Consider the following 22,433-nt stretch of genomic DNA (forward strand, 5'->3'; position numbering starts at 1 on the left):
TTTTCCGGCACCGATTCGAAATTTGTAAAAAAGTACTAATAGCAACAAATTCAAATCATAACAAAAGTATGAAAAAAAATCTATTATTTGAATTTTCGCCAATAGCGAAATGCGTGAAATTCTCGTGCTTCATGTTTATTCTACTGGTTGGCTTCTCTTATGGAGGTTATGGCCAGAATATAACATTGAATATGAAGAACAAATCTTTAGATCAAGTATTGCGGGCGATAGAGGCTCAATCTTCTTATAAAGTGTTATTTAACGTGAAACAGGTTAATGCTTATAAGAATGTTACAATTGATGTGAAGAACGTGAAATTGGAGGAGGCCCTTGAAACGTGTTTAGAAGGCACGGGATTGAAATATATCCTGCAAGGAAAAACTATTGTCATTACGCTTGCCGACAAGAAGGCTTCTAAAATGGATGGAATTGAAATCAAGGGAGTCGTGCGGGATAAATCCGGGGAGGTATTACCGGGGGCGACCATTATGATTAAAAATACAACAGCCGGGGTGACAACCGATGTGGATGGCGTTTTTACGATTATTGTTCCTAAAGCGGGAGTTACTTTGAAGGCAACTTTTGTGGGCTATAAACCGAAGGAGTTTATCGCTGAAGATGGAAAAGAGATTGTGGTTGTCATGGAAGAAGAGGTGAACGAGTTAAATGAAGTCGTCGCTATCGGGTATGGAACTGCTCAAAAAAAGGATTTGACGGGGAGCGTGTTCCATATAGACGAACAATTGCTTTCTGAATCAGCTGCCACGGACATCGGGCAGATCATTCAAGGACAGGTTCCGGGTATGTATGTTTTGACAGGCAGTGATGCTCCCGGTGCAGAGGTCCAGATTCAGATTCGCGGTATTTCTTCCATTAAGGGGAATGTCAATCCGTTGATTGTGTTGGATGGAGTTCCGATGCCGGATAATTTCAATATCGGCCAGCTTAATCCTCGTGATGTAAAAAGTTTGGACGTGTTGACGGATGCTTCTGCAGCTGCTATTTACGGTTCCAGAGCTTCCGCGGGTGTGATCATCATTGCCAGTAAGCGAGGAGAGACGATTGGTAAACCGCGGGTTTTTTATAGTTATAATCGTGGTTTTGCACAATTAACATCTAGTATCAACACGCTTTCTCCCGAGGAGTTTAAACTGTTACTTTTTGAGGCCGTGAGAAATTCAGCCATGGAAAATAACTACGATCGAATCGAGTCGTATCCGGGGTATATGGCTATCATGGCTCCAGGTTTTTTGGGCGAGGCAAATACCGAATGGATGAAATTACTCATGCGTACACCATCTAAACAAACTCACAACTTCTCTATTTCGGGAGGAGCTTCGGAGGCTCGTTATTATCTTTCTTTTGGCTACAATGAAAATGTCGGTATGTTGCCAAACACGAAAGACGAGAAATATAACTTGTCGTTGAATGTGGATATGCGTCCGTATAAATTTTTAAGGACGGCTATTTCTCTGAAAGGTGATTTCGGGGACAATGACATCAATAATCAATCTTTGATGACGGCAGCCTCTGCTCGTCCCGATCTTCCTGCTTATAATGAGGATGGTTCATACTATATTCATAAATATGAATATAATAATCAGACAAACTATTTGAGTAATCCATTGGTGGAACTGCAAAACGAGAATAATCGGAAAACTAAAAATCTGTATGGTTCTGTTTCTGCCGAGGCTTCGATTATTCGGGGGATGAACTTGCGTGCCATGTTCTCTTATAATTATGAGGATGAAAAAGGGCGGGATTATAAACCAAGTACAACTTATAACGGTAGTGCCAGTTATACAGGGCAGAAAGGAAGTTTGATAGAAACGACCACCACTTCTCAGAAAAAAGAATTGGAGGCTACTTTGTCTTATGCCAAGGCTTTGAAAAAAAATATGTTTGATGTCGTTGCCGGATTGACTTACACGCATCGTAGCCGGGAAAGTTGTAGCATTGGATTCAATGATTTTCCGGATGATAAAATTCAAACCGGATTGTGGCAAGGAGCTAATTTTGCTTACAAAAATGGTAGTTCTTCGGCTGCTGTCATGTTTTCCTATTTCTTGCGTTTGAATTACAATTATGGTGGGAAATACTATTTTACAGGTTCCGTTCGTCGAGATGCTTCTTCTTCATTTGCCCGGAATAATCGCTACGGGACATTTCCTGCTATAGCATTGGCTTGGAATATTGCAGGTGAAAATTTTTTAAAAGACAAGTCATGGCTTACCCTGTTGAAGATCCGGGCTAGCTGGGGATTGACAGGGATGGCTTCTATCGGGGAATACGGTTGGAGAGCGATGTTCCGATCCTCGGAATATTTAGATAAGCCGGCTTTTATTCCCAAGCAAATTGGAAATGACGATTTGAAGTGGGAAAGTACGGAGCAATACAATTTGGCCCTTGATTTCGGGTTGTTAAAACGTTCCCGGGTTACGGGTACTTTAGGGATCTATTTAAAAAAGAGTACGGATGTGCTTTACCCTTTTACTCCGGCTCCCAGTTTGGGAATTACTGCTAATGCAACGGTGAATTTGGCTTCGATCGAGAATAAAGGTATCGAATTTAACATGAATGCTCGTGTTCTGGATGGTAAGAATCTACGTTTGGAATTAGGATTTAATATCTCTAAAAATGTAAGCAAGATTACCAATCTAGATCGGGAATTCAGGTCATCACTTACGACTTCCACGTTGAGTAACACGGTTATTCAAGAAGGTAAGACTTTGGGTTTATTCTATGGTTACAAAACGGATGGCATATTTCAAACGCAAGAAGAGGTGGATCGTTGCGAGGCTCTGAATGCTGATTACCCCTATCAAGGCGTGAGTAAATATGATAAGACCTCTCCGGGAGACATTAAATTTGTAGATTTGAGTGGTGACGGACGGGTGAATTTTGCTTATCAGTCTGATGAGGATAAAACCGTATTGGGATCATCGGTTCCTGATTTTTCTGGGGGAGTATCTTTGCGTGCCAGTTGGAAAGGGTTTTCTTTGAGTGTACAGGGATCTTTTAGCTATGGAAATATGAAATCTTGGGATGGAGAGGGCAAACAATTCAATATGAGTTGGTCCACTCCTTCGAATTTGTTGGATATTGCATTGAAACGTTGGACACCCGAGAACCCGACTTCCAAATATCCGAAAATGAAGATAGAGAACAAGTTGTCAAGTTATTTTTCTGATTTCTACTTGCACGATGCCTCTTATTTCAAGATACAGAATTTGAACTTGAATTACAGTGTACCCTCGAAGATCGTGGAGAAAACGGGTTTTGTAAAATCTTTGGATGTCTCGTTTTCGGTAAATAATGTATACACTTTCACGAGTTACCCGGGACCCAATCCGGAAAGTTTTAGTTCTAATCGTATTGCGGGTGCGGCTGTAGATAACAGCGTGTATCCCATGACCCGGACTTTTAATGTCGGGGCAAGAATATCTTTCTGATAAAATAATGTGAAATGTAAATGGAGACAGGTATGAAATATAGTTTTATAAAAATTGTGATAACTATTTGGGCTGCATACGTTTGTTGTTCATGCGATAGTCTGTTTGAGAATGAACTTCCGAAACATGATTTGACTGCCGAGAATGCCATCGTGGATGAGGCTTCATCGGAAACAGCCTTGCTGGGCGTGTATTCTTTCCTTGGCGAGCGAGTGTTTGATTCTTATTACATTGCCGACAATGCCGTACGCTCAGGTTTGGTCACGTGGACTACCGGAACTTATGCCGAGGCCTTGACTTTGTTACGGTTAGCTGCCGACGGGTTGGAAGTTCGGGATAAATGGAGTTATGCCTATCAGATGATCAATGCCGCGAATAACGTGATTTACTATGTAGATAAATTGAGCGATAGCAAGTTCAGGGGAAACCGGAAAAAAGAAATTATCGCCGAAGCCCGTTTCATGAGGGCTTTCGGCCACATGTTCCTGATGAAATATTTTGCTTACTTTTGGGACGTGAATAGTCCTTACGGGGTGTTGATTCGTACCGAACCGGCTTCTTTGGCCGTGAATGCCAAGGCCCGGATGACGATGCGTGATAGTTATAATCAAATTATCGAGGATTTAGATTATGCCATAGAGAACGGACCGGATTATACAAATTGTTTTCAAGCTTCTAAAGGAGCTGCAATGGCTTTTAAAGCCAATTTGTTGATGATTCGCGGGGAAGGTGATGATTACGCTAATGCTGCTAAGCTCGCGCAGGACGTGATTGATCATGGCGGCTTCCAGATGGAAGAGACTTTTACCGATGTCTTCACGAAGGATTATAGCTCGAAGGAAGTTATTTTCTCTCGTTTCCTTTCGAGTACGGTGTATAAACAAGCTGATAATAAGAGTGAAAGTGTGAAGAGAATGTTCGGGGGAACGATAGGTTATACCGCTTATATTTACATGGGATCGGGTCTGAATAAAGATAAGCGTTTCTCGCAGACCTTACAAAATATTATATACGAGGCGGTGAGTGAGGATCGAAAACAATGGGTTTGGAGTAAGATATGGAGGGAAGACGGGAATTGTCCGGTTTTTTATATGCGTTTGGCTCAAATGTACTTGATCAAAGCTGAGGGGTTAGCTCGGAGTGGCGCTTCCGTGAAGGATGTTATCGAAGAGTTGAACGTGTTGAGAAGGCGTTCGGGCAACACGGCGTTGACAGAGGCTGATTGCGATACGGAGGATAAACTAATGACGGCGATCTATAAAGAAATCCTGTGTGAAGTCTGTTGTGAAAATGATAGTGAATGGTTCACGGTAATTCGTTTTAAATCAACCAAGAGTGGTGGACGTAAGTTGGCTGATTTCAATATCAATTATCAAGATGATGGTATGCTGGCTTTTCCGATTCCTATGGGCGAGCTGCAGAATAACCCGGATATGGAAGATAATCCGGAAATCTGATATGTATAATCTATTAAATAACAGGGACTATGAAATATATAAAGTTATTTATATTGGGATTGTTGGTTTATAGTTGTGATAATATTAGTGACGTGCTGGAACAATCGGACGACATTAACGTGATCTTGTTGGAAACAACCTCTCTGCCGATCGGGAATCCCGGTGACACCATTAGCTTTAAGGTGTTGGCTACAACGAATGATATTATAAAACGAGTGGAACTGACAGAGAAAAGTCATGATTTTCAGCCTTTGGGTGGGAAAATTCGTTATGAAATCGTTGATACGATCAGCGTGGATGAGAATGGGTATTTTAATCGTGATGTCCGGAGTATTGTTGTTAACTATCCGATCGTGTTGACCGATGTGACGATAGGCGACACGCTCAGTATGCGTTTCACCTTTACCACGGATAAAGGTGTGCGTTCGTCCGTAAAAGCTCAGGCCAAGGTTGGAAATTACATTTACAATTCCGTGAAAATGATCGTGGGAGGACACCCGTTGACAGCCACGGGCGGGCGATTCTATTCCGCCACTCGCCATAAGCCATATACAGATGAGTTCTACCAGTCGAAAAAAGATTCAATTGATGTGGCCGTGTTTAGTTTTCAAGATGGTCCGAGTAATTATAAAATTCGGTTCATGTCGCCCGGTAGTCCAAAAACTCAGGAACAGATTGATGGGATGATAAATGCCGTTTTGTTGGATTATGACCACACGACAATGTTGAATACGAAATTCATCAAAGTCGATTTACCGTGGATGAGGATTGGGGATGAGGAAATCCGTCAATTGGATTTTTCGAACGCGACGGATGTGATTGATGTTGCTCCTGACGACCGGATTGGCTTCATGACTCAAGATGGACGGAAAGGAGTTATTTTGGGACTGGAATTAATTGGCTTTAAAATTCCGTTGCAGACTAAGATTCAAAAAATTCCGGAACTTTAGTTGAGAGAGAGATTTTTTGAGTGCTGTTATCGTTTTTCATTGTTTCTAATAATGAAAAACGATAATGGTATTTCTAGTTATAATGGATTGAAATATGCCGCATTAATTTGCCAAATATTGCCTATTTTTATGCAATTACAGCTCATGTTTGTACATCTTTGTTAAACAATTCTTATATTTGCAATGTCTCTAGTGGAGACTGATATAATTTTGGGAAGCGTTTAGCTTATTCCTCGTTGATGAATCTAGACAATTTATGCAGAAGGAATAAGGAAAGGATGTTCTCCCTTTGGTCGGGTATACGTGTAAACGCATATAAAGCCAAGGGCGTGAGCTGTTTTCTTATGTTCTGCAGGGTTGTCTAGAACCTATCAATGGCATAACGTTAACAGTCTTGCGCCTTCTCTATTTTGATAAATATTCTTTTTTGAGACTGGGGAGAAATGAAAATACTTAGATATTATGAGGAAATTCTTGTATCTCGGTAAAGATGACGGCATTTTGATCCAAAATTTGATTTATGAGGTTCTGGTACTTGACGATTTGTTGAAATCAAGAGCTGGAATATGAAGGTGGAAGATCTTTTTAAAAATTATTACATACAACTTGTTTTGTATGTTTTTCGGATCGTGAGAATGAGGTCCGTTGCAGAAGACATTGTACAAGATGTGTTTTTGAAAGTATTGGAAAAGCATCAAGGAAAAGATAAAGATGTGGATATTCAATATTTGTATGTTGCCGTGCGGCATCTTGCTTTTAATTATTTACGAGATACTAGATGCCTGATAAATGGGATCCCTGACAACAATTTGTCGGACACGGAAGTTGATATAGAAGGAGAATTATTGTACGTGCAGCATTTAAAACAAATTTATGTGGCTATTGAGAAATTGCCGCCAGCCAGCCGTCAAGTGTTTAAGGAGGTATACTGGGGGAAACGGAAGTATGTGGATGTGGCCGATGAATTGAATGTTTCGGTGAATACAGTAAGGTCACATATGTATATGGCTCTTGCCACTCTGAAGAAGTTATTAAAATAATTCGGTCGATTGTTATACGATAAACACGATAAATGCAATACCTTTGGCGGGTTAAATATCTTGAGAGTTTAATAATTATGAATGTAAAAGCTAAAGGATACGTGTTAGGGGTCATTGCGGCAGCAACTTACGGGATGAATCCCTTGTTTGCTCTTCCCCTGTACGAGGCGGGGATGAATCCGGATTCAGTTCTTTTTTTCAGGTACTTGTTTGCTATTCCGGTGTTGGGAGCGATGATTAAGTTGCGGGGAAGAGATTTTAAATTGAAACGAAAAGAAATCCTTCCGTTAATTATCATGGGGTTATTGGTGGCACTCTCGTCACTTACCTTGTTCCAGAGTTATAATTACATGGCAGCCGGTATTGCATCGACCTTGTTGTTCGTTTACCCGATCATGGTAGCCTTAATCATGGCCTTTCTCTTTAAAGAGAAATTGACGTTACAAACAATTTTGTGTATCATGTTGGCGTTGGGTGGTATTGCCTTGCTTTACAAAGGTGAAGATGGTTCGGTGTTGAGTCTGACGGGAGTGATTCTCGTTATCGCCTCGGCCTTGTCATATGCCATTTACATTGTCGCTGTGAATAGACCCTTGTTGCGAGAGATTGCGACACTAAAGTTGACATTCTATGTTTTAGTTTTCGGGTTGTCTCTGTTTTTGGTTCGTGTCGATTTCGGGGCCAGTCTGCACGTGGTTGACACGTGGTATCTGTGGGGTAATCTGGTTGCCTTGGCCGTGTTCCCGACTGCTATATCGTTTCTTTGTACCACTCAGGCCATCCAGTATATCGGTTCGACTCCAACCGCTATTTTAGGGGCTTTGGAGCCTTTAACAGCCGTATTTTTCGGGGTGACGGTTTTCGGAGAGCCTTTAACCGTAAGAGTGGGGTGCGGGATCATGATGATCGTTTTTGCCGTGACTATTATTGTTGCGGGAAGTAATGTTACGACTTATTTAGTACGTTTTAGGAAACTTTTCCCGAAACTCCCGATAAAGAGAAAGCCGACGTGTTAACCCGGTAGGCGATGTGTTGATTGGTGTATGAGAAAGGGAATTTTGCATTAATCCAAAGGGTTGATGGGGATTCTCTTTGTAGTTTCACCGTACTCTCACCGTACTCTCACTAATATCTTGGCTGTATATCAAGGAAAAATCGGGGATAAATCAATGGCTCGTGTCGAAGACTTATCGGTAACTTATCGAAGACTTATCGTTAACTTACTAGTGAGACACCGGTGTAAGTGCATTGAAATGAAGAGAAATAACTACTGAATGTATTCTATTGCTGATTTTGTAATTGAATGTTAATTAACAAATATATTTATTTTTCTTAAATTGGATCAAGGATGAGAGGTTGTCCGAAATAATCTATTTGACCATATTTGAACTGTTAGTGTCATTACCCTAATCCAACCCCAATAAAGCGGTAATTTAACCCAAATGATCTCACTCCCTCAGAGATCATTCGATACTTACTCAGAGCTTAGTCATTCCGTAATGTTTGAGCTACGGAGAAGTTTCGAATGAGTTTCGAACAAGGAGGATTATTTCCTTAGGTTCTCCGTGGGATTTCCCCTAGTTCTGACTTGATGTTGAGGTTTTCCCGTTGGGAGATTATGTACAAACAACCTTTAAAAAATAAATGGGACTGTAAATTTACTTTTTGCAGTCCCGTTATTGAAATTTGCTATTTCATTGTTATTTGTCAAGGCAACGAATCGAATAATTGTCGGATGGCTGGTTCCGAGGGGCGGGGAGCGTACGCATCATACACTTTCCCTTCCTTGTCCAAGAGGAGAAAACGGGGGATACCCGTGATGATAAAGTAGTCGGCAAATTCATTGTTGGTAGCACATTGGATGATGAGTTGTGTGCCTCCCAGTTGTTCTTTCTCCACGGTTTTTTTCCACTTGTCCCGATTGTCATCGCTGGAGATGCTTACGAAGGCGATGTCCTTTCCCGCATAGTCATGCTCCAATTTCTTTAAATGGGGAATTTGGGCCCGGCAGGGGCCGCACCAGCTTGCCCAGCAGTCGATGTAAACGTACTTGCCTTTGAACGAGGACAATTTGACCTCTTTGCCTTTCGTGTCGATGAACGTGAAATCGGGAACGGACGCGCCTCGTAGGATACGGGCGTATTTTTCGTAATCCCGTTTAATCTTCTCGCGAAGAGTGGGAGAAGTTACCCGCTGGTTGAATATGTCTAACATGGGTGTAATGTCCGTGGCACCCCGGTATGTCATGTAGTTGGTCAACACGGACTCCATCAGGAAGTCAACGATAGCTGTATCGCGGAAATGGGTATTGAGGTATTCCATTTGCGCTTTAGCCAAGGGGTAGTAAGTACGTTCCGAGACTTGGAACCAGGCGATGAACGAGAGGGCTTCCCGGAGGAATGCGCTATATTCTTCGGTGGGTAGGAGTTCGGGTTGTTCCTTGATTTGCTTCTCTATGAAAGGAACATCTTCCGTGGTCCAATGTTGGTATTTGAATGCTTGACGCATCACTTGGTAACGCTGCCGCTCCCGTTCGAGTGCTTTGAAAGCGGGAGAGAGGGATGATGCCTCCAATCGGGCTTGTCGGGTTTGTACACTGTCCAGCAGAAGTTTTTGTACCATTTCCCCGGTCATGTCTTGTTGTAAGCTGACCAATTGGGTGGGGGTGTCGAGGTGGGTATTCTCGGCGGCTCCTTTCCCTTCGAAGCTGGTTCGTGTGCGTGACTTACCGGGACGCTGGTAGGTCACGATGAGATCTGTTCCCGGTTCGATGTAGAGTATTTTTTGGAAGTTCCCCAAGCGTAGATGGGCGTAGCCCGGGTTTATATCCTGTAACTTGAATACGGCTCCTTGGAGGCTGTCGTAAGGCACGGTCCATGTGTTCCCGTTTAGTTCCAGCCGGGCCTCGTTGGCGTTAGTTGCGTAAGTCTTAAAAGTCAAGGCGGCCTGCCGGGATTGACATCCCGACAGAAAAGCCGTCCAAAACACGAGAAAAATAATTCGTATAATAGTTATTTTCATGCTTATTCGTATTTATAAAAGTCCATTTCGTAATTTTCCACCCGGTCGTCGCCTAATAAATGTTTGGCGAAATAGAACCAGATTTTACGTCGCCAGAATAGATCTTTTGTCCCTTTGTAGGCATGGCCTTGTCCGGGTAGGACGTACATGTCGAAGTTCTTGCCCGCATCCATAAGCGCTCCGGCCAACCGGAACGTTTGTCCCGGATGTACATTGTTGTCCTCGTCACCAGTGATGAGGAGCAGGTGTCCCCGCAGCCGATGAGCGATTTCCGCGACGGTAGGGACCTTACAAGTAAAGACGGTATCTTTCCCTTTGACGGTTTGGGTCACGCCGTGGTAGGTTTCTCCCCAGGGTAGGTTGTAGATATTGCTGTCGTGATTACCGGAAGAGGCTACCGCCACCTTGTAGAAATCGGGATAGGTGCAGATGGCCGATGCCGACATGAATCCCCCGCCGGAATGCCCGAATATGCCTACGCGTTCGAGGTCGATGTAGGAATGCCGTTTCGCCAATTGTTCGATACCGTATTTGTCGTCGGCAAGAGGGTACTCCCTCAGGTTACCGTACCCGTAAGTACGGTAAGCTTTGTCCCGCAAGGGACTTCCACCCCGGTGTCCAAAATTGACCACGATGAATCCCACTTGAGCAAGCGAGGCGTTATGATTGCCCGTGACGGTAAAATTGATGTCCACGGCTTCCATTTGCGGGCCGGGATAAACGTAAGAAATAACCGGATAACGGCGGGTCGAATCGAAGTCAATAGGCTTCCACATCACGCCATAGAGATCCGTTACTCCATCAGCTGCCTTGACCGTGAAGCGTTCCGGCATACGCCAGCCCGTGGCAAGCAGAGTGCTAAGGTCAGCTTCCGCCAGCGTCCGAATTAATTTGCCATTTCGGTTGCGGAGGACGGAGCGCGGTGCCAAGTCCACCCGGGAGAAATTGTCCGTGAAATATTCACCGGAAGGGCTGAATGTCACGTTATGATTGGCATCTTCGGGGGTGAGCAATTGTACGGAACCGTTCCCGTCTAATTCTGCCTTGTATAGACAGGCATAGTAAGGATTCATTTCCTTTTCCCGTCCGTGACCAATGAGATAAACTTCCCGACGGGCAGTATCGATGCGGACGATTTTTTCCGCTAGCCAGTCGCCTGCGGTAACGGAACCTTTTAACTGGCCTTCCGCGGAATAGAGGTAGAAATGTCCCCAACCCGTGCGTTCCGACCACCAGATGAATTCCCGGTCGTCATTGATGAAGTGAATGTCTTGCAGACGGTCGCTGAAATAGGGTTTGCATACCTCGTTGAGGATGACCTTCACCTCACCCGTTTCCGTGTCCACCCGACAGATGTCTAGTTCGTCACGGGTGCGGCGGGTACGTTGCAGGTAAAGGTAGTGACCGTCTTGACTGACTTTGAGTAGTTTTAAGCTTTGGTCTTTCCATTTTTCGATGGGAACCCGGGTTAATGTTCCTGTTTCCGCGTCGATCAGGGAAAGTTCGTATTGAGTCACCTTCTTGTCACCCGGCATGGGATATCTGCCGCTACCGCCGATAGAATGCACTAAACGGGGGCGACCGCTGCCGGTGGAGGCAACAACCGGTAAATCACCGATGCCTCGGTTGTCTTCGCGGATGATAAAGAGCCGATGGGAGTCTTTCAGCCAACTGGCTCTGGTGGCGATGAGTCGGTCGCCTTCCACGACTTCATTGAAAGAGTATGAATAATACGTTTCGCCGTCCGTGGTCACGGGACGGGCAAGGGAGTCAGCCTCGTCACCTTTCCGAATGTAAAGGTTATGTCCCCGGCAAAAAGCCGTGTATGCCCGGTCTGTCGAGATGGAGTATTGCATGGCGAGAGGATTGTGTGGTTTCGACGGTAGCGGCGTTTTTTGCTTTCGAGTCGTATCGGGCTGCGCCTTCAGTACTTCGCTGCACACTCCGGTTTTCATGTCGTAACGGAGTTGGACGTTGTTGACAAAGAAGGTGAAGTATCTCTTGTCTTCTCCGAAGTTCGGGGTGATATTAATGTTTTTTGCATCGCAGATTTTATGCGTGAGGGCATTGATTTGCTCCGCCATGCGGGCGTTATCGAATAATGGACGTTGCTCCTTTTTACGAGGATCAACCCAGTAGTAGGCTGTGCCTTGGCTCGTTTTGTGAGAGAACCAGAAGCAGTCGCTGTTTGGAACGTAGTTCGCTTTGATATCTTTCGAGTAGATAAATTTGCCCGCCACGGAAGGCAGGAATTGTTCGGCGACCTTGTAATTGGGCTTTTGTTGCCCCATGGCGCCGGTACACCACAGGGACAACGAAAATACCCAACCGTATAGCCATATTTTCATGTCGATTTTCTTTTAGGGATAGGGATAAACGGTTTATTCAGATAGGTAACCCCGCATGGGGAGACTTTTGCGGGGGGCGGAGTGTTTGCCGCCGCGCACGGGATTCGCTGAGGTCTCCAAGTCGTGCTGTACGCTTTTTACCTCTTCTGTCATACTCTCGTCCACACCGAGATCTAAAGCCCGTTTGGCCCATGCGGCCATTTTGGTACGGAATTCTTGTCCTTTAATCATACGTTCTCCCAAGGCAGCCCAGTTGCCCAACATGCGGGCGTCGGCGTTGGCTAATGCCTTCTCGCCGAGGGCGTAGGCTTCTACCAACTGTCCCTTGCGCAGGAGTTGGATGAAATTGATTTCCTGTTTTAACTCCTTGTAATATGGCACTTTGCGTGTTTCCATGGTCTTGAAGTATGCTTCTTTCTTGGCGAGATTCTCTTGTTCTCTGTAATCTTTTGACTTGTCATTCAGCGATATGACCTTTGCGATGCTGGCATAAAGATTCCGTACTTTCTGATCCGTGGCAAATTTTCCGACGGTCTTGCACATTTTTTTGTAGTTTTTGATGAATGCCAACGAGAGCGGGGCATCGATGTCGGCGGCACAACAGTCGAAAGCCTGCCAGTAATCCGGGTCTTTTAATAGCTTGATACCCTCTTCCTCGTAGAGTTGGTTCAAGATGGCTTCCACCTTGTCGGCTTGGTGCATACGTAGGCTTTCTTGCACGTAACCTTTCACGAAAGCTTCATCCCGTTCGCCTTTGGCGAAACGTTCCTCGTCTCCTTTACCGATCATGGAGATGGCTTTACGGCCGAGTGCGATGAATTTATCGGCCTCCATGAAACCCGCATCTTGCCACGTCAGGTAGCCTTCACCCGTGATGAAAAGGTAGGTCGGGTAGCCGACCACGTCATACCGTTTTTGCAGGGCGATACCATTTCCTTCTTCCTTTTCCATGTTCCGTTTCAGGCAGATAAAGTTCTTGTTGTAGAAGTCTCCCACCTCTTTTATCGGGAAAATCTTCCTGACCATTTGGGCGCAGGGGCCGCACCAGGTGGAATAGCAGTCCATGAAGATGAGTTTGTTCTCTTCCTTGGCTTTTTGCAATGCCTCTTCCCAGGTCCCCTCGAAGAAGCGGATGCCTTCTCCGTTTTCTTGTGCCATAGCCGGGAATACCAGGCTACAGCACAAAATCAAGTTTAATATGATGTGTTTTATCATGTCGATGTTTATAAGTTCAACAATTGTTTAAATCTTTCGGCTGTCGCTTTGTCTGAAGGACGACTCATGCTAGCGTTAATGATCTTACCTTCTCGGTCAAGTAGCACGAATCGGGGTACGCTCATGGAGGAGGGCATGAAGATTTTTAGCCAATCCCAATTTTCACCGAGATGGAGTTGAATACCCCCCAATCCCATCTCCTTGATGGTTTTCTTCCATAGGTCGATGTCCTTGTTGCGATCAATGGAGAGACTCACGAAGAGAATATCCTTTCCGGCGAATTCCTCTTCCAATTTCAACAGGCTGGGCATCTCCCCTTTGCAGGGGCCGCACCAGGTAGCCCACATATCGATATAGACGAATTTCCCTTTCAGGTCGGCCAAGGATACTGTTTTCCCGTGGTTATCCTGAAAACTGAAATCGGGACAGGGTTGTCCGGGAGCGATGCGATCCATCTTCTTGCAGGCCTCGTTGTAAAGAGCAAGTCGTGCCGGATCTTTCACGTATTGCCGGTATATCTTCTCGTACTTCTCGTTACCGATCATGTGGAACAAAGTTTGGTCAACGGTGAAAGCCACGGCAGAGGGTTCAGTGATGTTTTCGAAAATGCATTTCAAACGAGTCTCTGTCTGGGCATCTTCTTTCACTTTCTTGAAACTGACTAATCGGCGCACGTACTGTTCCAATGCCTCCCGGTAAGCGGGAATGGAAAGGTAGGTAGAATCGGGAGCCAAATGGTCGCGTAGCACCTTCAAGTAGGCATTACGTTCCGTGACATTGGAGTCCCGCATCAGTGAATACACTGGGAACCGTAGCAGGGCTGCAAAAGTTTCCACCTTCTGCCGTTTGGCTTCCCACTCTTTGAAGGTTTTCGAGAAGGGGATCGTTTCCACCTTCCGTAGGTTCAGCGCCAATACGGAGTCCGCTTTTTGGGCGGCCTTTTTGACATCCGTGTCTTTGTAACTGATTGGAGTCGTGGCATAGTTTCCTTGATTGATGAATTCGGTTTCTTTTGCCAATACCCCTCCGTACGTTACTTGTTTTTCCCCTTTCTTCTGGCTGTAAGCGAGAGTCAGATCTTTCCCCGGTTCAAGGAAACAGAGTCGTCGGTCATGCTTGCGCACCTCTATCAGGGCGTAAGTGGGCGCCTGCAAATCCATGGTCTTTACTCCTTCCCCGGTTGTGGGGTCAATAGACACTTTGTCATTGTTCCACCCGACGATGACCCGGGGTGGGGTATCGTCGGGATCCTGCACATTGAAGCGAATCGTGGTCTGTGTCTCCCGGGTGCAGGCGGTGGCTAAAAGCAATAATAATGCGAATAATGAATATCTCATGACTTTACGTATTATTTTTTTGCATCTTCAAACATTCCGGACAATTTGCCGCTCTTCATGGCACGAGTCAGGTAAACGCTCAATCCTCTATAATAGGTGCGGCTGTAGGTGTGCTGATGGTGCTTCCCCAAATAGTCCAGTTTCTCCTTCATGCGCTGCCCTTGATTCACCAAGAAATAGGACAAGTCGTCACTTCCTTCTTTGGCCTTTAATTTGGAGAAAGTAGATACGAATTCCCGTACGAAATTGTATTGCATCTGTACTTGGTAGCGGCTAAGGGGGCGGGATGCACTGTAATTTAGAAAGACGTAACTTTCCAAGGCTTTGAAAAGGTCGTTTATCGTGTAGGCTTGGCCGCTTGCTTTGTCTTGGGCAACCACCAATTGGTGCAATCGGGAGGGATTCATCAAGCTCCGGAATGTACTCATAAAGATGCCTGTCCCTTTTGTTTCACCGCTATTCCCGATAATATCCACCTCCACGGGGGTAGTTCTCCAGGCCGGTGCGCCTTGAAACACTTGGCGATTCAAAAATGCCATGACTTCTTCTCCTTTTTGTTTGGGCAGGTAGCTAATGGCCTGCTCGTTGTATCCGGCAAGAACCGGTTCCACGGAAATTCCTCCGATGTAATTCAGAGGCATATCAAAATAGGAGATGTATAGGCCGTTGAAGCTGGAAAGAATCCGAATGTAATCCGTCCAAGGAGTATCGTCTTTGGCGATACGTTGCAAGAAAATATCGGATAATTGGGATGACAATCGTTCCATGTTTTTCAGCCCCAATGTTGCAGTTTCCACTACGTTTTGTCCCAAATCCGTCTCGTTGACGCGATAGTCTGCCTGTTCTTTCGTGGCGAAATAGAGGGCGGTGTTGTCTTTAGCTTGGGCGGCCAAGTTGTTCAAGGCTTTTTTCTCGGCGGAGGCGTCCATGCCGGGGTATTGGCGGTATCCCCATTCGATGGCCCAGCGGTCATAGATGGAGGCTTTCGAGAACAGATCCCGCAAGGCGATGCCGTCTCCCGGTTGGGCGGCAAAGTTTACGACGCAACCGTCTGTCACGGAGGCGGAGATACCGTTTTCCCGAGCCCAAGCGGCGTCACGCAATTGCTTGGTCGTGAAAGCGGCGCTACCGGCCCAGTTCGGCTGTAAGCCTAAGAGTTGTCCTGTTAGTTTGGAGGCTTGATAACGGATATACTCTTCCCGTACGATGGGCATGGAATCTGTCAGCACGGCCGGTTCGTATCCCCCGATACTGAGTTGTATGCCGGGAAGATTGTCTTCCGACTCTTTATGAGAAAGGACGATGTTCCCGCTGAAGATCTCTCCGGTCCGGGAGTCGCTAATTTGTGAGAATTGTGATTTTCCCATGGCATAGGAGTACACGATCTGGTGGTAGGCTACGGTCACTTCCGGTTGTCCGTTTTGTACCTGCAAAGCGTTCTTGAATCCGGCAGCTTCGAAGCACCGGTTCCATTCGGCTACGGCTTGCATTACGGCCCGGCGTTCGCTCTCGCTACTCAGCGTTCGATCCAAATAAACCCGAATCGGGTTGGCCGGTTCCACCAGTTCTCCCCGGCGATATCGTTCCGTGTCTTCCGGTTTGATGGCGAGGTGCCAGCGTTGAATCTCCCGCACGCTCTTTACTCCGTAAGGATTACGGTCGTAGTCCGCATACGAGATGGTAGCGTAGCCCACTCTTGGGTCGCTTTCTCTGGCCGTGATATGACGTTCCGGCAAGAGTTGCAAACTCCATTCGATCAATGCGGTCGTGTGTTGGTCTCTCGGCGGGATGTGCATGAATCCCGGAATCAAGTCCGTTTGTGCGTGTAGGGAGGTAAATTTCACCCCGTTATTGATCACGTAAACGCTGTCCACCCCGGAACGGTCGGCGGCGGGTGTGTTCACGGATTTCATGTTCGGGAACGAGAACAGTTTGCCGGAGGAGTTGACATCCGAGGTGATGTCGATGATGTAGCCTCCTTTGTTCTGTCCGAATGCCACTATCGGGAAAGATGTAGCCACCGGTTTCAAGTTAGCAGCTTCGATGGCTTTGGCCAAGTCTCCCTTTGCCCGTTCGCTGCAAATCTGTTGGTGTACCTCCAACGTGTTGTTTCTCCCTAAATGGAAGATCAGTAAATTGGTTACCGAGGACACCATCCCGTGGTTTCCACCTTGCACGATGCTGCCGCTCACGAGCAAGTCCCGTCCCAAGGTCGATGCCGGAATCTCGAGGTAGTATTTCTCCCCGTTACGGTAAATGGGGAACGTGCCGTTGAATTTCTGCATGTCTTTCTTGAAGAAAGCCTCGTATGCCATGGGCGCTTTCTTGACGGCTGCTGGTTGTGTTTTCTCCTGTGCCGATAAGTTGATGGGCGCGAGGGCTAACAGGCAGGCGAAAATGACGATTAATCTGTTCATATTTCTCATGTTAATCATTCGCTATTGTGTTATTCTTTACCACCTTTTTGACAATTCTCGATTTGACGGATGATACCTTGCAGGTGATTCTTCGTCATGAAATCGTTCGTCCGGACCATCTTTTGTTTGGCGTTGGCTACAATTTTGTCCATTTGTGCTGCGTATAGACCGAGCAGCTCGGGAACCACTTCCATGGGGCCGCTCTCCACGATAACGCACATGTTGAACACGTATGCCCGTTGCATCATCCGCTCGAAAGAGGTCAGAGGTTTGGAGTTGGCCAAATTGCCCCATACCGCATCGTACAAATTGTCAACCAAGTTTTGGCAGGTGTAGGCTTTCTCTCCTAAAATGGCCTCGTCTTTGGCGAGATGTTGTAGTGAGGTCTGCAACTGGGCGAGGAATTTTGCCATGATTCTTTCGCGATAGCGTTCGATATTCGAGGTTCCTATGATTTCGGCTGTTTTCCCGCTGTATAACCAGGGTAGTTCTGCGAAGAAGTATTTCTTTAGGAAGGTCATGGCCTCTTGTTGTTTAGTCTTTTCCACCGGTTCGTAGTTATCCATGTTTTCGGAACGCAGGGCGGCATTGCTGTAACGTCCTCCGATATATTTCATGGCGTGTACCACGTACATCAGGTGTTGGTTGGTCACGGCGTTGTACATGCCCTTCAGTAGGGAGTAGTTCTCGTCGTCGGCTACGGCTGTCCACGTGATGATACTGTCCATGATTACTTCTAGGTTCTTCATGCCCAATGTATTGGCGGCAATTGAGTTATCGCTCAGATCCTCGGCTTGGAAACGGGGATCCCGTTGGTCGGTTTCTGTTCCGAAGAATACGTGCGGGTTGGCTTTCCGTTGTTCGGTTACCCAGTTTTGCAAATATTTTTGTTCCTCGTAAGCGCTCTTGAATTGAGGCAAGTAACGATACCCCCATTCGATGGCGAAGATGTCATACTCCCCAATGCGCGGGATCATATCCTCCGGGGCGATGTTATCCTCTGGTTGGGCGGCATAGTTAAAACGCATGTAGTCCATGATAGAAGGACCGTGACCGTGTTCTCTCACGTAGTCGCGGTTACGGATGTCTTTCAGCGAATAGGTCCAGCTGCTGGCGAAGTTATGTCGCAATCCCAAGGTATGGCCGATCTCGTGAGTCACGATGTATTGTACTAATTCCCCCATTAATTCCTTGCTGTACGGGAACTTGCGGGCGAGTGGGTTTGCGGCAGCCGTCTGGGTGAAGTACCAGGACTGGGCGATACTCAACACGTTGTGGAACAATCCCACGTGAGAGCAGATGATCTCGCCGGAACGGGGATCAGCCACGTGCGGGCCGTAGGCGTTAGGCATCGGGGAGGCTTTGTAGGAGATAATTGAATAGCGGGCGTCCTCGATGGAGAAGGTGGAATCCTCCTCGGGTGTGGGCATCAATTTACCGATGATGGCGTTTTTGAATCCGGCTTTCTCGAATATGGGTTGCCAAGCGTTCACGGCAGCGATGACGTAACGTTGCAAGTATTCCGGGGTGTTCCGGTCGATGTAAAACACGATAGGTTTCACCGGTTCCACCAACTCTCCTCGTTGGTATTTCTCCACGTCTTCCGGTTTCGGTTCCAACCGCCAACGACTTACCATGGCACTTGATTCTACTTTATAGGGGTCACGCGTATAGTCCGATTGACCGTAAGCGAAGTAGCCCACGCGGCTGTCGTAATAGCGTGGTTGCATCGGTTTTTCCGGCAACAGGTACCAGGAGGCGGCCATTTCCCAAGTCGTCGGGTTCTTCGGGGCCGGAGCCTGTTTGCTGGCGGGCTTTCCCGGAGCGTACGTCCGCACGGAACGGAAGATGACGTTGTTAGCGTAAGCGCTCACTGTGGTTGGGTAAGATTTGTCTGCTTGATAGGCTCCGAGATTTAATGAACTGGAGGCTCCTTTCAGCGAGAAGTAAGTATGGTCGGACTTGTACATATCCGTGATGTCGATGACCGCACTGCTGTCCGTTTTGGCTTTGATGTCGAACCCCGCTGCGATGGGCATCATGTTGGCCGCCTGAATGGCCCCGTACATTTCGGAGGTGGAGTCCGGTAATACCGTACCGAAGATTGGTTCCTGTAAAAAGATTTTGTCTTTCGGTCCTTTAGCGAAACGGATAACCTTGTTGTAGAGGGCATCGCCACCGAAACCGTACATGTCCCGGGAACTTCTTTTCTCTTGGGCGGAGCCGCGGATGAGGGAGATGAAGACCAAAATGTCTCGCTCCAGCAAGTTGTCGGGTACTTCCATGTAGTAGCGGTCTCCTTGCTCGTAGATGTTCATCATACCGAAATATTTCTTGGCATTCGGTTTCAGAAAGTCTTTCAAGACAGGAATCCCCTTGGACTTCTGTTTGGTGCTGTCTGTTACTACGGTTTCTGTTTGGGCTTTTTTCTTGTCTTTCTTTTTCTTCCGGTCGGCAGCATCTACTTGTCCTACCACAAAGAAACATAGCAACAAGGCTAAGAATTTCATGCTAAAATTTGTCTTTTTCATACATTGATTTTTATACATACAAAATACAGTTGTTTCTTATTTGTCTTGGCAATAGAAGGGGAGGAACAGACTTGTAAGTCCGTCCCACTCTTCATTTATTTAATTGATTAACGAGTTCTATTCGAATGTGAATCCGTATTCTTCCAATTTATTGCGCATCACCCGGTATTTTTTCAATACCAGATTTTCCCCTTCATGCAAACTCATGAATTCTGCCTCTGTGTAAGCGAAAATCTCGATACAGAAGTGCAATACGTCTTGAGCTTTAGTCGGTACATACTTGGGTGAGCTATCATTATTTTGAAGCCAGACAAAACCTAAAATAGCCGCACTTTGTTCTGCTAATCCGGCACATGCTTGATAAAGTGGAACTCTACCGCTACCGCTGGTTGAGGTAGAGTATAGTTTGTTGATATAATTTGGATTGGCGCTGTAGGTCAAGGCGTAGAAGTTCTCCTCCAACCACTCCTCCTCAAATTCTGCAAGGGTGTTCGAGACTAAAGTGGCAAGGAAAGTACCCTTGTAGGTTTTGAGTGTCGTTTCGTCCATGTCTGCGAAATCACAAACCTTGCTTAATACTACCGTGTTTGTTCCTTTGTAAGCGAGGTCATCTCCCGTGGGAGTGACTAACGTGTCCACTAACAGAATGCTTGGTACGTAAATGTCTTTTGACAACTTGGGTAGTATCTCTGTTTCGAGGAAATCCAATACCGGTTTAACCTTTTCCCGGTCAGCGGGCAAGACATAACGGGCGGATTGCTTGCCGGGAGTCGAGTTACCCGGAGAGTAGAACACCTGTAATACCTCGTAATAGGTGTACGGATCCCCGGTAGCATAGGAGTAACGCTCCTCGCTCCCGATGGTGTCGTTGTAATAAATCGGGATACCTGTCTCCTGGAAAATCAGATAACGTTGGTGGTCGATCGGGTCATTGGGGTTGTCCTCCACGATCAGCCAATTCCGTTCCCCGTTAGAGGGGGTGAAGTCGTTATCGTTCTCCCCGCACGCCCCGAACAGGAGGGCGGCGAGACTTAAGAGTAGATATATCTTTTTCATGTTCACGCTTGTTTAATTATTCTACAATCATTTCTCTCTCGGGACGAATCTCGTTGGTCAGCAGACCTTCGTTATATTCAATGGCGTACTTCGGGATGGGCAGGATGTAGGCTGCCATGTCCTGTGAGTAAGGTTTCAGCACGTAGGTACCTGCCGCATACACCTCGTTACTACCCTCCGTGTAAGCATAGGAAACGTGACGGATCTCTTTCTCGAACGGATGGACACTGTTCACGGCGTAGCGACGCAGGTCGAACCAGCGGTGACCTTCGTAGCAAAGCTCCCGACGGCGTTCATCCCGGATGAAGTTTACCAATGCCTCCCCGTTTTCCGTGATGGTGCTTAAATTCTCCGTGGCAAATCGCTTGCTTCGCAGTTCATTGACGGTGTTGATCGCCTCCGCATCTAGGCCTAATAGGGCTTGCGCTTCCGCCTTGTTCAAGTAGGCTTCTGGTATCCGTATGGCGAGAATATCTGATACACCTTCGTCGATAAGGCGGGTTTTCACGCAGCGGTAACCATCTCCCAATGCAGAACGTTGCATGAAGAACGCTTTCAGTCGTAGGTCTTTCCCGTCGAAACTTCTGATGAGGTCGTCCGATGAGGTGAAACTGGATGCGTATTTGCCACGTGCGTATACCGGGCCATGTAAGACGGCCATCATGTTCTGCGAATGGGTGAAAACGACTTCCGGCGAGTTCACGTACACGGCACTTCCGCCCGTGTACTCGTTCAAATCCCGTAGTTTATATTCCCGGTTGGCGAGTGCGCTGTCGGCGCAAGCGATGGCAGCCTCGTAATTTTCCATGAACAGGTGTACCCGGCTCAGTAAGATAAAGGCCGCTGTTTGGTTTGTGCGGTACTTGGTAGTTTGCTCTGTCCCCCGCAACAACACGGTGGCCCGTTGCAGATCCTCAACCATCTGTCCGTACACGGCAGAAGAGGTGGCCCGGGAAAAATAATCCATGTAGATATCTTCCGAGGTCTTTAGGGGTATGCACGGATCTGTCTCTGCTGTCGCCTTGCAATAGGGACGACCATAGAGATTGGCCAAGAAGAAATAGTACTGGGCACGTAGGAAGCGGGCCTCCCCCTCCACCCGGTTACAAGTTTGCGGGTTATCGCCCTGCTCGCGTACAAGGCCAAGCTGGTAGATGACGGAGTTCATGGCGGCGATACGTCTCCAAACGGCACTCCAATTCTCGTCCTTGATCTCCACGTTTTCGGCATTCAAGAACGGATCTGCTTGCCAATGGTGGACGTGGGCGGCCTTGAGACGGGGATAATTTTTCTCCGAGTTTCCTCCCCCGTTCCCGTAGAGGTATTCGCTCACATCGTCATCCATGAGGTGGATGTAAGGGAAAAAATTTTTCATGTTGGCAGTGACTTGCCCCCAACCGGTGATTACATCATCATAGGTCGTGTCCAAATACATATTTACGTTACTGGGCCAGTATCCCTCGCCAATTAGGATCTCGTCGAGGTCGGTCACGCTCTTCACATAGGCCATATTCTGAGAATGTTCTTCTAGGAAATCGCCGCAAGCTGAAAATCCGAGCAGGAACCCGCAAAGTAGTCCGATATATAAAATCTCTTTTTTCATGTGTCG

The 22,433-nt window shown here is 46.7% G+C and carries 13 protein-coding genes; 5 read left to right on the forward strand and 8 right to left on the reverse strand.

Annotated features, from left to right (window positions below):
• Positions 1–68 precede the first annotated feature (68 nt).
• From I2I33_RS02150 to I2I33_RS02170, 5 genes are all read left to right on the forward strand, one after another.
• Positions 69–3,452, forward strand: coding sequence for a TonB-dependent receptor (locus I2I33_RS02150; protein ID WP_195666718.1), 3,384 nt, complete (start codon positions 69–71; stop codon positions 3,450–3,452).
• A gap of 32 nt (positions 3,453–3,484) precedes the next feature.
• Positions 3,485–4,909, forward strand: a complete 1,425-nt coding sequence (locus I2I33_RS02155; RefSeq protein ID WP_162613673.1) for a RagB/SusD family nutrient uptake outer membrane protein — start codon at positions 3,485–3,487, stop codon at positions 4,907–4,909.
• A gap of 29 nt (positions 4,910–4,938) precedes the next feature.
• Positions 4,939–5,859 carry a hypothetical protein gene (locus I2I33_RS02160; protein ID WP_087419299.1) on the forward strand — a complete coding sequence of 307 codons (921 nt, stop codon included), beginning with the start codon at positions 4,939–4,941 and terminating at the stop codon, positions 5,857–5,859.
• Between the two features lie 566 nt (positions 5,860–6,425).
• A complete protein-coding gene (locus tag I2I33_RS02165; RefSeq protein WP_087419300.1) occupies positions 6,426–6,899 on the forward strand; it encodes an RNA polymerase sigma factor in 474 nt (157 codons plus the stop codon).
• Positions 6,900–6,976: 77 nt separating this feature from the next.
• The gene (locus I2I33_RS02170) at positions 6,977–7,915 is read left to right on the forward strand and encodes a DMT family transporter (RefSeq protein WP_087419770.1); all 939 of its coding nucleotides are present in this window, start codon (positions 6,977–6,979) and stop codon (positions 7,913–7,915) included.
• Between the two features lie 691 nt (positions 7,916–8,606).
• Here I2I33_RS02170 and I2I33_RS02175 read toward each other — a convergent pair.
• From I2I33_RS02175 to I2I33_RS02210, 8 genes are all read right to left on the reverse strand, one after another.
• Positions 8,607–9,920, reverse strand: coding sequence for a TlpA family protein disulfide reductase (locus I2I33_RS02175; protein ID WP_087419301.1), 1,314 nt, complete (start codon positions 9,918–9,920; stop codon positions 8,607–8,609).
• Positions 9,921–9,922: 2 nt separating this feature from the next.
• A complete protein-coding gene (locus tag I2I33_RS02180) occupies positions 9,923–12,211 on the reverse strand; it encodes a S9 family peptidase (RefSeq protein ID WP_255378859.1) in 2,289 nt (762 codons plus the stop codon).
• Between the two features lie 90 nt (positions 12,212–12,301).
• Entirely contained in the window at positions 12,302–13,483 is a 1,182-nt protein-coding gene (locus I2I33_RS02185; protein WP_229128155.1) for a thioredoxin family protein, read from the reverse strand.
• Positions 13,484–13,491: 8 nt separating this feature from the next.
• Positions 13,492–14,820 carry a TlpA family protein disulfide reductase gene (locus tag I2I33_RS02190; protein ID WP_087419303.1) on the reverse strand — a complete coding sequence of 443 codons (1,329 nt, stop codon included), beginning with the start codon at positions 14,818–14,820 and terminating at the stop codon, positions 13,492–13,494.
• A gap of 11 nt (positions 14,821–14,831) precedes the next feature.
• A complete protein-coding gene (locus I2I33_RS02195) occupies positions 14,832–17,237 on the reverse strand; it encodes a zinc-dependent metalloprotease (RefSeq protein WP_162613674.1) in 2,406 nt (801 codons plus the stop codon).
• Positions 17,238–17,266: 29 nt separating this feature from the next.
• A complete protein-coding gene (locus I2I33_RS02200) occupies positions 17,267–19,768 on the reverse strand; it encodes a zinc-dependent metalloprotease (protein ID WP_162613675.1) in 2,502 nt (833 codons plus the stop codon).
• Between the two features lie 117 nt (positions 19,769–19,885).
• On the reverse strand, positions 19,886–20,824 hold the full coding sequence (locus tag I2I33_RS02205) for a hypothetical protein (RefSeq protein WP_087419306.1): 939 nt from the start codon (positions 20,822–20,824) through the stop codon (positions 19,886–19,888).
• Positions 20,825–20,840: 16 nt separating this feature from the next.
• Entirely contained in the window at positions 20,841–22,427 is a 1,587-nt protein-coding gene (locus tag I2I33_RS02210; RefSeq protein ID WP_162613676.1) for a RagB/SusD family nutrient uptake outer membrane protein, read from the reverse strand.
• Between the last annotated feature and the right edge of the window lie 6 nt (positions 22,428–22,433).

Source organism: Butyricimonas sp. BSD2780061689_150309_C8, assembly GCF_015560935.1.
Classification (GTDB): Bacteria; Bacteroidota; Bacteroidia; order Bacteroidales; family Marinifilaceae; genus Butyricimonas; species Butyricimonas paravirosa.

What these genes read in the sequence shown, in the direction of transcription:
- I2I33_RS02205 (WP_087419306.1), bottom strand. Translation starts at nt 20,824, where the DNA reads ATGAAAAAGATATATCTACTCTTAAGTCTCGCCGCCCTCCTGTTCGGG.
- I2I33_RS02155 (WP_162613673.1), top strand. Translation starts at nt 3,485, where the DNA reads ATGAAATATAGTTTTATAAAAATTGTGATAACTATTTGGGCTGCATAC.
- I2I33_RS02170 (WP_087419770.1), top strand. Translation starts at nt 6,977, where the DNA reads ATGAATGTAAAAGCTAAAGGATACGTGTTAGGGGTCATTGCGGCAGCA.
- I2I33_RS02195 (WP_162613674.1), bottom strand. Translation starts at nt 17,237, where the DNA reads ATGAACAGATTAATCGTCATTTTCGCCTGCCTGTTAGCCCTCGCGCCC.
- I2I33_RS02190 (WP_087419303.1), bottom strand. Translation starts at nt 14,820, where the DNA reads ATGAGATATTCATTATTCGCATTATTATTGCTTTTAGCCACCGCCTGC.
- I2I33_RS02200 (WP_162613675.1), bottom strand. Translation starts at nt 19,768, where the DNA reads ATGAAAAAGACAAATTTTAGCATGAAATTCTTAGCCTTGTTGCTATGT.
- I2I33_RS02150 (WP_195666718.1), top strand. Translation starts at nt 69, where the DNA reads ATGAAAAAAAATCTATTATTTGAATTTTCGCCAATAGCGAAATGCGTG.
- I2I33_RS02180 (WP_255378859.1), bottom strand. Translation starts at nt 12,211, where the DNA reads ATGGGGCAACAAAAGCCCAATTACAAGGTCGCCGAACAATTCCTGCCT.
- I2I33_RS02165 (WP_087419300.1), top strand. Translation starts at nt 6,426, where the DNA reads ATGAAGGTGGAAGATCTTTTTAAAAATTATTACATACAACTTGTTTTG.
- I2I33_RS02185 (WP_229128155.1), bottom strand. Translation starts at nt 13,483, where the DNA reads ATGATAAAACACATCATATTAAACTTGATTTTGTGCTGTAGCCTGGTA.
- I2I33_RS02175 (WP_087419301.1), bottom strand. Translation starts at nt 9,920, where the DNA reads ATGAAAATAACTATTATACGAATTATTTTTCTCGTGTTTTGGACGGCT.
- I2I33_RS02210 (WP_162613676.1), bottom strand. Translation starts at nt 22,427, where the DNA reads ATGAAAAAAGAGATTTTATATATCGGACTACTTTGCGGGTTCCTGCTC.
- I2I33_RS02160 (WP_087419299.1), top strand. Translation starts at nt 4,939, where the DNA reads ATGAAATATATAAAGTTATTTATATTGGGATTGTTGGTTTATAGTTGT.